The organism is Serratia sp. 201 (assembly GCF_037027545.1).
Taxonomy (GTDB): domain Bacteria; phylum Pseudomonadota; class Gammaproteobacteria; order Enterobacterales; family Enterobacteriaceae; genus Serratia; species Serratia bockelmannii.
In genome coordinates, this window is the sequence record NZ_JAXCHC010000008.1 from 20,058 (window position 1) to 32,829 (window position 12,772).

At 64.0% G+C, this 12,772-nt stretch carries 7 protein-coding genes; 6 read left to right on the forward strand and 1 reads right to left on the reverse strand.

Features of this window, described 5'->3' with window-relative positions; genetic code table 11:
* Positions 1-173 precede the first annotated feature (173 nt).
* Positions 174-2,456: a TonB-dependent siderophore receptor gene (locus WA302_RS24820; protein ID WP_141971570.1), complete on the reverse strand. Its 2,283-nt coding sequence runs from the start codon at positions 2,454-2,456 to the stop codon at positions 174-176.
* Between the two features lie 284 nt (positions 2,457-2,740).
* Between WA302_RS24820 and fes the strand changes: the two genes are divergently transcribed.
* The 6 genes from fes to WA302_RS24850 all read left to right on the forward strand — a co-directional run bounded on the left by fes (position 2,741) and on the right by WA302_RS24850 (position 12,771).
* Positions 2,741-4,114 carry an enterochelin esterase gene (gene fes / locus WA302_RS24825; protein ID WP_075201420.1) on the forward strand — a complete coding sequence of 458 codons (1,374 nt, stop codon included), beginning with the start codon at positions 2,741-2,743 and terminating at the stop codon, positions 4,112-4,114.
* Positions 4,089-4,295 carry an MbtH family protein gene (locus tag WA302_RS24830; protein WP_025304965.1) on the forward strand — a complete coding sequence of 69 codons (207 nt, stop codon included), beginning with the start codon at positions 4,089-4,091 and terminating at the stop codon, positions 4,293-4,295. The genes fes and WA302_RS24830 overlap by 26 nt, the downstream gene beginning before the upstream one ends.
* Before the next feature lie 32 nt (positions 4,296-4,327).
* Positions 4,328-8,272, forward strand: coding sequence for an enterobactin synthase subunit F (locus WA302_RS24835; RefSeq protein ID WP_261456589.1), 3,945 nt, complete (start codon positions 4,328-4,330; stop codon positions 8,270-8,272).
* Positions 8,273-8,448: 176 nt separating this feature from the next.
* Positions 8,449-9,717 carry an enterobactin transporter EntS gene (gene entS / locus WA302_RS24840; RefSeq protein ID WP_261456588.1) on the forward strand — a complete coding sequence of 423 codons (1,269 nt, stop codon included), beginning with the start codon at positions 8,449-8,451 and terminating at the stop codon, positions 9,715-9,717.
* Positions 9,718-9,929: 212 nt separating this feature from the next.
* Complete coding sequence (locus tag WA302_RS24845; protein ID WP_240275337.1) at positions 9,930-11,135, forward strand: isochorismate synthase; 1,206 nt, start codon at positions 9,930-9,932, stop codon at positions 11,133-11,135.
* Between the two features lie 7 nt (positions 11,136-11,142).
* Positions 11,143-12,771, forward strand: coding sequence for a (2,3-dihydroxybenzoyl)adenylate synthase (locus tag WA302_RS24850; protein ID WP_313246214.1), 1,629 nt, complete (start codon positions 11,143-11,145; stop codon positions 12,769-12,771).
* Position 12,772: the final 1 nt, after the last annotated feature.

Here is a 12,772-nt window from a genome sequence, read left to right on the forward strand (position 1 = left end):
CTGACAAAGGAGGAAAAAGCGTGGTTTTTCCTCCTTTGTGGTTATCAGCCGAAAATCAATGAATTGATTTTCCTTGTTTTCTATCTGTCGCCTAATGAAAGCCCGGCAACGTCATCCGCTTTGTCATTTACCTCAAGGGGGGCTGAGCCCCCCTTTGTCGTTGGGTCATGTCATCAGAAGTGGGTGTTGATGCTCATGTAGTAGGTACGGCCCGGTTCGTTGTAGGTGGCCGCGCCTGCGCCGGCGATGTTGATCGCGCCGGTAATCGGGTCGCCCACGTTCTGCGCGTTACCGGCGCGGAACTGGCGTTTGTCGAACAGGTTGTCGATGCCGGCAGTGACGCTGACGTTTTTGGTCAGGTCATAGGTCGCACTGGCGCCGACGACGGCGTAAGGGCTGACCTCGCGGGTTTCGCCGCCGGTGGCCGGTTTACCCTGGTAGTTGTACTTCTTCGGCTTCTGACGGCCGTACCAGGTCAGGGTGGACTGCATCGACAGATCCTGCGTAGCCTGCCAGCTGAGGGTCGAGTTGACGGTGAACTTCGGGATCACCGATAGGTAATCGCCGGTGGTCTTGTTCTTGTTCTCGATCATGTAGGTGGCGTTGTTGCTCCAGGTGACGGTCTCACTGACCGGCACGTTCAACGAGCCTTCCAGCCCCTGCACCACCGCCTTCGGTACGTTCTCCCACTGATAGACCGCCGTACCGGTGCTGCTGGTGGCGATGCGCGAGTTACCCGCTTCAATCTTGTTGTGGTAATCGTTGCGGAAGTAGGTGACGCCGGCCAGCCAGCCTTCGTTATGGAACTCCAGCCCGATCTCTTTGTTGACGCTGGTTTCCGCCTTCAGATCGTCGTTACCGAGCAGGTAGCAGCCGTTTCTGACATCGCTGCCCGCACACCCTTGGCCTTTGCTGTACAGCAGGTAGTTGCCGTTGGTCTGGTACAGGGTCGGCGCCTTGTAAGAACGGGCGATGCCCATTTTCAGCGTGAAGTAGTCGCCCAGTTCCTGCGACAGGTTCAGCGCCGGGCTCCAGTTGTTGCCGGATTCTGAATGCAGATCGTAACGCAGACCCGGCGTCAGCATGGTGGTGTCGGTCAGCTCGATGTTGTCTTCGGCGAACAGCGAGAAGATATGCGCGGAAGCGTAAGGGCTGCGCGTGCCGTTGCCCATGCCGGGAATAGTGCCGCCCATCAGCGTTTGGCTGGTGGACGTGCCGTCTTTCATCCGCTGTTGGGTCCACTCGGTACCCAGCGTGGCGGTCTGTGAAACGCCCAGCTCAAACGGCACGCTGACTTCGCTGTGCGCCAGGAAGTCGTCCAGCTTGGTGGTGCCGAAACCGGTATTTTTGGTGTCGAAGATGCCTTCGGTGCCGCCGGCCAGCCCTTCGTTCAGGCGGGTATTGCGGGTGCGCTCGAACTGCACGTAGTTGTTGGTGCTCACGCCGTTGTCCCAGGCGCCGCGGTGGGTCAGGCCGAAGGTTTCACGGTAGATGCGGTTGGTCTCTTTGCCGTAGTTGCTCTGCACCAGGGCATTGGTGTTGGTGTTCTGGGTATCGCCAGAATACAGGTTGCCCTGGCGGCCGTAGGCATACTCGAACTCCAATGACTGCAGATGGGCGAAGTCCCAGTGCAGCAAGGCGTCGATGTTTTTATCGACCACCCCTTCACGCCCGGCGGGCAGGCTGTTGGCGTAGGCGCCTACGCGTTCGGACTTGTGTGATTCGTTAATGTCCCAGGCGTCGGCCTGCGTTTTGCTGTAGCCGCCGAACAGGCGGAAGCTCAGGGAATCGCTCAGCGGGCCGGACAGGCTGAAGTCGGTGCGCTTGGTGGCGCCTTCCTGCTTGTGCTGCGGCACGTTGAAATAACCGTTCAGCGAGCCGTGCAGCGCATCACCGGCCTTCTTGGTGATGATGTTGACCACGCCGCCCGCGGCGCCGTTGCCGTAGCGCGCTGCGGCAGGGCCGCGCAGTACTTCGATGCGCTCGATCATTTCTGGCGGCACCCAGGCGGTATCGCCGCGCGAGTCGCGCTCGCCGCGCCAGCCCTGACGCACCGAGTTGCGGCTGGAGGCCGGTTTGCCGTCGATCAGAATCAGGGTGTTTTCCGGGCCCATGCCGCGGATATCGATCTGGCGATTGTTGCCGCGCTGGCCGCTGGTGGAGTTGCCGGTCAGGTTAACCCCGGGCATGGTGCGGATCAGTTCGCTGATGTCGCGCGCCGGCGGGCGTTTTTTGATCTCTTCGGCGGTGATGGTGGACACCCCCGGCGCCTGCAGGTTCTGCCGGGCGGCGGTCACGACGATGGTGTCTTCGCCGCGCGGCTTTTTATCCGCTGTGCCGCTGTTTTCTTCCGTGGTGGGGGTGTCGGTCTGCTGCGCGGCGTTGGCGAACGCGGACGCGCCCAATCCCAAGCCGATAAGAGTGGCTAAAGAATAACGTGATAGCTTGCTTTTCATTTGAGTGTCCTACCTTGCTGCCATCCCTCGCCGAACGGGGGGAAGGGCGGTTGTAGTTTTTGTGTAGTCGGAAATAGAAAATCGGCTGCGGCAAGGGATGCCATTGATGTATCTCCGATCCCTGTCCGTTGCGCGCAATACCAGCACGATCTCCAAGCCTTACACACTATTGCAAATGCAAATTATTATCAATAGTATTTGGCGTACAGTGCGTTCGGGCGGTGGCCGGCGATAGGGAAAAGTCGACGTTCCCGGTGCCGCCAACTACAAAATGGGTAGGCGTTGTGAATACAGAACTACAGTCAGAAAGCAGCAGATTATTGGCCAGCAGCAATGCGGGCAGTCCAGGGTGGTGGTTGACGGTGGCACGGCGCGGTACGCCATGGGTAGAACCGGCGGGTAACGGCCGCTGGCGAACCACCTTTTTCTGGCGCGATCCTCAGGGATGCGAATTGACCTCCGCCTACCGTCGCGTGTGGATTAACATTAACTGCCTGACCGACCATCACCAGCCGAATCCGCCGCAAAGCCTGCAGCGTTTGGCCGGTACCGACGTGTGGTACTGGCAGACCGAGCTGAGCGGCGCCTGGCGCGGCAGCTACTGCTTTATCCCCTGTTTTGACGAGCGGCCGCCGGCGTTCAGCGGCGACGATGCGCACGCCAACATGCACAACCTGCGCCACTGGTGGCATCAGGTGTTCGCCAGCGCCACCCCCGATCTGCTCAACCCTTATCGCTCCTGGCAAAGCGCCAGCGGCCACAGCGTCTCCGGCCTGCACATGCCGGATGCGCCGCCGCAGCCGGTATGGCGCTCGTTCGACGAGTATGAGATCGCCAGCGGGCGCTGCACGCCGCCGCTGCCGGCGCGTTTGCAGCGCCATACCTGGTGCAGTGAGCGCCTGGGCAACAGCCGCGATGTCTGGATCTACACGACCGGCGACAGTAAGCCGGCCGAGCGCCCGCTCGCGATCCTGCTCGACGGCCAGTTCTGGGCGAAGCAGATGCCGGTTTGGGAGCCGCTGATGCAGCTGACCCGCGAGGGGGCGTTGCCGGAAGCGGTGTATGTGCTGATCGACATCATTGATCTGCCGCACCGGGCGCGAGAATTAACCTGCAAGGACGATTTCTGGCTGGCGGTGCAGGAAGAATTGATGCCGCAGCTGGCCGACTGGGCGCCGCACAGCGACAAACCGGCCGACACGGTGGTGGCGGGGCAAAGCTTTGGCGGCCTGGCTTCCCTGTATGCCGGGCTGCGCTGGCCGCAGCGCTTCGGCGCGGTGATCACCCAGTCCGGTTCCTACTGGTGGCCGCGGCGCGACATGCTGCAGCTGCCGAGCATTCCCGACGATGCCTGCTGGCTGATGCAGCAGGTGGAACGGCACGGTTTGGGCAACCACGGCGCGCTGAAGGTATTTATGGAAGCCGGTTCGCAGGAAAAGCTGGTGCACCGGGTCAGCGGCGAAATGGCGGTGCGCCTGAGTGACGCCGGCCATCGGGTGCACTACCGGGTGGTGGAAGGCGGGCACGACGCGCTGTGTTGGCGCAGTGGCCTGACCGATGGGCTGCAGGCGGTCTGGGCTTCCGCTTTCGCCACCGCTTACCCGGCATCGGCGACGGCACGAGGAACACATGATGGAAAGCCTGAATCCGTTCGATGATCAACAGCAGCGCAGCCTGGTGCTGCGCAACGTACAACAACAATACAGTTTGTGGCCGGATTTCCGCGCCATTCCGTCCGAGTGGACGATCGTCTTTGGCCCGGCGGCGCACACCGCGTGCGCCGAATGGCTGGAACAGCATTGGCAAGACATTCTGCCGGTCGCAGCACGCGAGGCGTGACCGGCGCCAGGTAATCACGGGAGCAATAAGCAGTGTCACACACCCCTAACTCTCTCAGCGGCCCGGCGCTTGCGGGCGAATGGCCGTTGGTCGCGGCGCAACCCGGCATTTGGGTCGCCGATCAAATCTCCCCGCATCGCAATGCCTACGCGGTCGCACATGCCATCGAACTCAACGGCCCTGTTGCCGTGGAGCCTCTGCTGCAGGCCATCATCCAGGGCCTGGGCGAGGTGGACATGCTGCGCCTGCGTTTTGCGGAACGCGACGGCGTGCCGGTGCAATGGCTGGACGACGCGCTGGCGGTGCACGCGCCGGAACTTGTCGATCTGACGACGTCGCCGGATCCTGAAGCCGCCGCGCGTGCCCTGATGGACATCGATCTGGCGAGCGATCTGCGCGCCGGCAGCGGCGCACCGCTGTATCGCCATGTGGTGATGCGTTTGGCGGATGACCGTTGGTTCTGGTATCAGCGCTATCACCATTTGCTGGTGGACGGCTTCAGCTTCACCGCCATCGCTCGCCGCGTGGCGGCGATTTATACCCACCTTTGCCGCGGCGACGCGCTGGAACCGACGCCTTTCACGGCGTTCAGCGACGTGGTGGCGGAATACCAGGCTTACCGGGAGGCGCCGGCCTGGCAACGCGACGCCGATTTCTGGCGCGAAAAAGCGCGGCAACTGCCGCCGCCGGCCACGCTCTGCCCGCAGCCGCTGGCCGGGCAAACGCCCACGCCGCGCATCCATCGATTGGAACAGCGCTGCGATCCGCAGGCCTTCGCCGAACTGGTGCAGCGTGGCGCGCAGCAGAAGCTGAACGCCGCCGATATGGCGGTGGCGCTGGTGGCGTTGTGGGTATCGCGTCTGAGCGGCCAACCGAGCTTCAGCGCCGGTTTTATCTTCATGCGCCGCACCGGATCGGCCGCCCTGTGCGCCGCTGGCCCGGTGATCAACGTGTTGCCGATGGAGATGCACCTCGAGCCGCAGGCCACGCTGTATGAGGCCGCCGCCCGCATCAGCCGCGAGCTGAAAACGGTGCGCCGCCATCAGCGCTACGACGCCGAACAGGTGCAGCGCGATCTGGGCCGCATCGGCGACGGCGAACCGCTGTACGGCACGGTCTTCAACTTCAAAATGTTCGATTACCAGCTGGATTTCGCCGGTATCGAAGGCATTACCCACGATCTGGCCTCCGGGCCGGTGCGCGATCTGGAGATTGCGCTGTTTATCGACGAACACCATCAGCTGAAGGTGGAGCTGCTGGCCAACGCCGAGCGTTACAGCCGCCAGGAACTGCAGGCGCACCTGCAGCGGTTGCCGCTGCTGCTGGCGCAGTTCGCCGCGCAGGCAACGTTGCCGATCGGCGAAGCCGATATGCTGACCGCCGACGATCACGCGCTGCTGGCGCGGGTCAACGACACGGCGCACCCGGTGCCGGCGACCACGCTGAGCCAGTTGCTGGCGCAGCAGGCGCAAACCACGCCGGACGCACCGGCGCTGGCGGATGCGCATTTCAATTTCACCTACCGCGAAACGCGCGAGCAGGTTACGGCGCTGGCGCGCGAGCTGGTGGCGCAGGGCGTGCGGCCGGGCGACATCGTGGCGGTGGCGCTGCCGCGTTCGGTGTTCCTGTCGCTGGCGTTGATGGCGATCGTGGAAGCGGGCGCCGCCTATCTGCCGCTGGACACCGGTTATCCGGACGAGCGGCTGGCGATGATGCTGGAAGACGCCGCGCCCCGGCTGGTCATCACTAACCCGGCGCAGCAGGCGCGTTTCGCCGACAAGGGCGAAATCTTGCTGTATGACGCGCCGCTGGCGGCCGATCACGCCGCCGGGGTGGCGATCGCGGGCCCGACGCCGGACCATGCGGCCTATATCATCTTTACCTCCGGCTCCACCGGGCGCCCGAAAGGCGTGCTGGTCGGCCATCAGGCGATCGTCAACCGCCTACTGTGGATGCAACACCAGTATCCGCTGGGGGCGGACGACGCGGTGCTGCAGAAAACGCCGTGCAGTTTCGACGTCTCGGTGTGGGAATTCTTCTGGCCGCTGATGGTCGGCGCCCGGCTGGTGATGGCGCCGCCGGAGGCGCATCGCGATCCGCAGCAGCTGCAACAGCTGATCGCACAACACCGCATTACCACGATGCACTTCGTGCCGTCGATGCTGGCGGCTTTCGTGGCCGCACTGGACGACGACGCGGCGGTGGCGAACTGCGCCGCGCTGCGCCAGGTGTTCTGCAGCGGCGAAGCGCTGCCGGCGGAGCTGTGCCGCCTGTGGCAAAGCCGCACGGCGGTGCCGTTGCACAACCTCTACGGCCCGACCGAAGCGGCGGTGGACGTGACCTGGCATCCGGCTTACGGCGACGCACTGGCGAAAGTGACCGGCGCCAACGTGCCGATCGGCCTGCCGGTATGGAACACCGGGCTGCGCATTCTGGACGCGCGCCTGCGGCCGGTGCCGCCGGGCGTGGCGGGCGATATGTATCTGACCGGCGTGCAGCTGGCGCACGGCTACCTGGGCCGGCCGGATCTGACCGCCAGCCGCTTTGTCGCCGATCCGTTCGGCGAGGGCGGGCGCATGTACCGCACCGGCGACGTGGCGCGCTGGCTGCCGGACGGCACGGTGGAATATTTGGGCCGCAGCGACGATCAGCTGAAGATCCGCGGGCAGCGTATCGAGCTGAGTGAAATCGACCACGCCTTGCTGTCGCTGCCGGGCGTGCGCCAGGCGGTGACGCACGCGCTGGTGCTGCAGGGCACGCCGGTGGATGCCGGCGGCGATGCGCGCCAGCTGGTGGGCTATCTGGTGATGCAGCCTGGCGCGAGCTGGGATGCGCAAGCCCTGCGCGCGGCCCTGGCCGACCGTCTGCCGCCGCACATGGTACCGGTGGCGCTGGTGGAAATGAGTGATTTGCCGCTGAGTGCCAACGGCAAGCTGGATCGCAAGGCCTTGCCGCAGCCGCAGGGCGGTGAGCGCAAGGCAGGACGGCCGCCGCAGGCCGGGCTGGAAAGCGAGATCGCGGCGGTGTTCGCCCGTTTGCTGCAGCGCGAGCAGGTGTTCGCCGACGACGATTTCTTCGCGCTCGGCGGCCATTCGCTGCTGGCGATGCGGCTGGCGGCGGAGCTGCGCCGCGATCTGGGCAAGGCGGTGTCTGTCGGCCAGGTGATGGTGGCGTCGCGCGTCGAGCAACTGGCTGTCTTGCTGGCGGAAGATCGCACGCAGGAAGAGGCCGATCGCAGCGGCTTCGACAGCGTATTGCCGCTGCGCGTCACCGAGGGGCCGACGCTGTTCTGTCTGCACCCGGCGTCCGGCTTCTCCTGGCAGTTCAGCGTATTGCCGCGCTATCTCGATCAGCACTGGTCGCTGGTCGGTATCCAGTCACCGCGGCCGGATGGCCCGCTGGCGCTGAGCGAAGATATGGATCAGGTGGTGGATGCCCACCTGCAGACGGTGTTGCAGGTCCAGCCGCACGGGCCGTACCACTTCATCGGCTACTCGCTGGGCGGCACGCTGGCCCAGGGCATCGCCGCCCGGCTGCAGGCGCGCGGCGAAGAGGTGGCGTTCCTCGGCCTGCTGGATACTTATCCGCCGGAGACCCAAAACTGGGACGTGATGCTGGACGACAACGTGTTGAAGGAAGTGCAGCGCGAGCGCGAGCAGTTTCTGGCGGTGTCGCAGGATACGCTCGATCCGGCGCTGGGCGAGACGCGCACGGCGATGTTCGACAACATCGAAGCCAACTACGCCGATTCGGTGCGGTTGCTGTCGCACACGCGTACCGCTCGCTTCCACGGCCAGGCGACGCTGTTCGTCGCTAAACGCACGCTGCAGGAAGGGATGGACGTGCAGCAGACCTGGTCGCAATACGTCGATGCGCTGCAGGCGCACGAGCTGGACTGCGCGCATGTCGATATCGTTTCGCCGGCGTCGTTCAAAGTGCTGGGGCCGCTGCTGAACCGGATCTTGCGCACGCTGTGATCGCGCCCGTCATCTCGCCGCCAGGCACGGGGATTACCCCGCGTGTGGCGGCGTTTCTTGCGGTTGCTCACAATTGAATATCAATGATTTTTATTATCATTATTGATTTCGTCATCTGTGCTAGCATAGCGCTCCGCAATTGCAGAATCCCCGTTTAAAGATGTGGTGAACAACCGATGAGTAGCAAACCCTCCATCCTGCTTGATTTCAGCCTGTTGAAAACTAACCGGGCTTTCCGCGCGGTGTTCTGCGCGCGCTTTATCTCCATTGTGGCGCTGGGGTTGATGGCGATCGCCATCCCGGTGCAGATCCAGGCGCTGACCGGTTCCACCCTGCAGGTCGGGTTGGCGGTGACGCTGGCCGGCGGCGGCATGTTCGCCGGGCTGCTGATGGGGGGCGTATTGGCCGATCGCTATGAGCGGCGCCGGTTGATCCTGTTCGCGCGATCCACCTGCGGCATCGGCTTCGTCGGCCTGTGCCTCAATGCCCTGTTGCCGTCGCCTTCGCTGGCGGCCATTTATCTGTTGGCGGTGTGGGACGGTTTCTTCGGCGCGGTGGGGGTGACGGCGCTGCTGGCGGCCACGCCGGCGCTGGTGGGCCGCGAAAACATCGTGCAGGCGGGCGCCATCAGCATGCTGACGGTGCGCTTCGGCTCGATTCTTTCCCCGGCGATTGGCGGCCTGGTGATCGCCCATATGGGCATTGCCTGGAACTACGGCCTGGCGGCGTTCGGCACCCTGCTGACGCTGCTGCCGTTGCTGAGCCTGCCGCAGCTGATGCCGCCACCGCAGCCGCGTGAACACCCGCTGCGCGCGCTGGCGGGCGGCTTCGCCTTCCTGTTCCAGAACAAGGTGATCGGCATGGTGGCGCTGATCGGCGCGCTGCTGACCATGGCCAGCGCGGTGCGCGTACTGTACCCGGCGATGGCGGAAAGCTGGCACATCGACGCTGCCCACCTCGGTTATATGTACGCCGCCGTGCCGCTCGGCGCGGCCATCGGCGCGTTTACCAGCGGGCGCGTGGCGCACGTGGCGCGCCCCGGCTGGGTGATGCTGCTGACGGCGATCGCGGCATTCGCCGCCATTGGCCTGTTCGGCCTGATACCGTGGTACAGCCTGGCGTTGCTGTGCCTGGTGGCGTTCGGCTACCTGAGCGCGCTGAACTCGCTGCTGCAATACGGCCTGATCCAGAGCCTGACGCCGGACAACTTCCTCGGCCGCATCAACGGCCTGTGGACGGCGCAGAACGTGGTGGGCGATGCGCTGGGCGCACTGCTGCTGGGGGCGATGGGCGCCTTCATGCTGCCGGCGATGAGCGCCAGCGGTTTCGGCTTCGGCGCGGCGGTGCTCGGCATCCTGTTGCTGTTCGCCATGACCGGTTTGCGCCAGGTGACGCTGCACAAACCGGAGCCGCAGAACGAGCCTCAGCCGACCAGTGAAAAGTAACTCGATGCGTTAATGCGACGCTGTGGGGACATAATGGCAATGCTTATCATCGGCATGCGTAAAACCCACAGCGTTTATGTCATGATTTCGAAATGAAAGAAGTGCTTACGTTTATTGACATAGCAAATATCGGCGAGTAATTTAGCGCGGAATTAACTCAAATGATAATCATTATTATATTGGTTATCACTTCAAATGATGAGGGCGAAGCGATGGATACTGCCGTGAACGACATCAATCGAAAGGAAATGCAGGAGCGCGAAGAACACCGATTCGCCGCTGATTTTTCTCCGGCGTCGGGCTTCTTCTTTACCTCTCCTTTCCGCAGCTTGACCACCACCGGTTGTTTCAGCCGCATTCGCCTGCCGGCCGCGGACGGCGCCGATCTGAACGGCGAGTTCCAGCGCAGCGTACGGCAGGCGTTTGCCGAAGCCCGTCAGGCCGGCATCAAAAAACCGCTGCTGTGCGGCGCCATCCCGTTCGATACCCGGCAGCCTTCGGCGCTGTTTATTCCGCAGCAGAGCCGCTGGTTCGATCGCGCCGCTTTTATGGCTGGCGTTCGGCCGCCGGCGAACGGTCCTGAACTGGCCGGCGTGACGGAGCTGCCGCCGCAGCAGCCGTTTATGAACATGGTCAGCGATGCCGTCGACGCGATGAAGGCCGGTGAGCTGGATAAAGTGGTCTTGTCGCGCCTGCTGGAGATCGAAACGCGCCAGCCGGTGGATCGCCATGCGCTAATGGCGCGCGTGATCGCCCAGAACCCGCACGGTTTCCATTTCCATGTGCCGCTGGAGCAGGGCGCGCTGTTGGGCGCCAGCCCGGAGCTGCTGCTGCGCCAGGACAGCGGCCGTTTCTATTCTAACCCGCTGGCCGGTTCCGCCCGGCGCGAGGCCGATCCGCAGCGCGATCGCGAAGTGGGGGAGCGGCTGATGGCCTCGGCGAAAGATCGCCATGAGCATCGCATCGTCACCGAAAGCATGCGTGACGTGCTGGCCGGCCGCTGCCGCTACCTGAACGTGCCGCAAACCCCTGAACTGCTGACCACCACGACGCTGTGGCATCTCTCCACGCCGATCGACGGCGAGGCGGCGTCTCCAGACGAAAATGCCCTGTCGCTGGCCTGCCTGCTGCACCCGACGCCGGCGCTGTGCGGCATGCCGACGGCCGAGGCGCACGCCTTGATCGACAAGCTGGAGCCGTTCGATCGCGGCCTGTTCGGCGGCATCGTCGGCTGGTGCGACGACGAAGGCAACGGCGAGTGGGTTGTGACTATCCGCTGCGGCACCGTTGACGGCAACCGGGTACGGCTGTTCGCCGGCGCCGGCATCGTGGAAGACTCTTCACCCGAATCTGAATGGCATGAAACAGGCACCAAACTCAGCACCATTCTGCGTGCCTTTGGTATGAATCAAGGATAACGACAAGATGAGCATTGCCTTTACCCCCTGGCCGGCGGAGTTCGCCAGCCGCTATCGCGAGCGCGGCTACTGGACTGACAAGCCGCTGACCGAGATCCTCGACCGCCAGGCCAACAACGACGCCCCGGCGATTATCGATGCCCAGGGCAGCCTGACCTACCGCGAGCTGCAGCAGCGCTCCGATCGCCTGGCGGCCGCTTTGCTGCGCCGCGGCGTGAAATCCGGCGATACCGCGTTGGTCCAACTGGGCAACGTGGCGGAGTTCTATATCGTGTTCTTCGCGCTGCTGAAGATTGGCGTGGCGCCGGTCAACGCGCTGTTCAGCCATCAGCGCAGCGAACTGAATGCCTATGCCGAGCAGATCAAACCGGCGCTGCTGATCGCCGACCGCCAGCACGGGCTGTATGCCGACGATCAATTCCTGAATACCTTCCGCGATGTGCATCCTTCGCTGCGGGTTGTGGCGCTGCGCAGCCAGCCTGAGGGTGAGCTGGCGCTGGCCGCCTGGCTGGACGAAGCCAGCGACGGTTTCGTCGCGCAGCCTTCTGCGGCCGATCAGGTGGCGTTCTTCCAGCTTTCCGGCGGCAGCACCGGTACGCCGAAGCTGATCCCGCGTACCCACAATGACTACTACTACAGCATTCGCCGCAGCGTGGAGATCTGCCGTTTCGACGCGCAGACCCGCTATCTGTGCGCGCTGCCGGTGGCGCACAACTACCCGATGAGCTCGCCGGGCGTGTTGGGTGTGTTTTATGGCGCTGGGCTGGTGGTGTTCGCCGCCGATCCGGACGCCGCGCAGTGCTTCCGCCTGATCGAACAGCACCAAATCAACGTGACGGCGCTGGTGCCGCCGGCGGTCACGCTGTGGCTGCAGGCGATCGAAGAGTGGGGCGGCAATGCCCAGCTCGCCAGCCTGAAACTGCTGCAGGTGGGCGGCGCCAAGCTAGGCGAAACGCTGGCGGCGCGCATTCAGAACGAAATCGGCTGCCAACTGCAGCAGGTGTTCGGCATGGCGGAAGGGCTGGTGAACTACACCCGGCTGGACGACGACGAACGCCACATTCTGACGACGCAAGGGCGGCCGATGTCGCCGGACGACGAAGTATGGGTGGCGGATGACGACGGCAATCCGTTGCCGGCGGGCGAGGTCGGCCGGTTGATGACGCGCGGGCCTTATACCTTCCGCGGTTACTACCAGAGCCCGGCGCACAACGCCGACGCCTTCGACGCTGACGGTTTCTACTGCTCCGGCGATCTGATCAGCATCAGCGAAGACGGTTACATCACCGTGCAGGGGCGGCAAAAAGACCAGATCAACCGCGGCGGGGAGAAGATCGCCGCCGAGGAGATCGAGAACCTGCTGCTGCGTCATCCGGACGTGATCAACGCCGCGTTGGTGTCGATGCCGGACGCGCTGATGGGGGAGAAGAGCTGTGCCTATATCATCGCCAACGCGCCGCTGAAGCCGGTGGTGCTGCGCCGCCACCTGCGCGAACAGGGCGTGGCGGACTTCAAACTGCCGGATCGCTTTATTCAGGTGGACAGCCTGCCGCTGACCCCGGTCGGCAAAGTGGACAAAAAACGGCTGCGCCAGCAGCTCGACGCGCAACTACAGACTCAGGCTCAGGGAGATTAAT

Coding starts and splice junctions, on each gene's coding strand:
- entS (WP_261456588.1), top strand. CDS start 8,449: ATGAGTAGCAAACCCTCCATCCTGCTTGATTTCAGCCTGTTGAAAACT.
- WA302_RS24850 (WP_313246214.1), top strand. CDS start 11,143: ATGAGCATTGCCTTTACCCCCTGGCCGGCGGAGTTCGCCAGCCGCTAT.
- WA302_RS24820 (WP_141971570.1), bottom strand. CDS start 2,456: ATGAAAAGCAAGCTATCACGTTATTCTTTAGCCACTCTTATCGGCTTG.
- WA302_RS24845 (WP_240275337.1), top strand. CDS start 9,930: ATGGATACTGCCGTGAACGACATCAATCGAAAGGAAATGCAGGAGCGC.
- WA302_RS24830 (WP_025304965.1), top strand. CDS start 4,089: ATGGAAAGCCTGAATCCGTTCGATGATCAACAGCAGCGCAGCCTGGTG.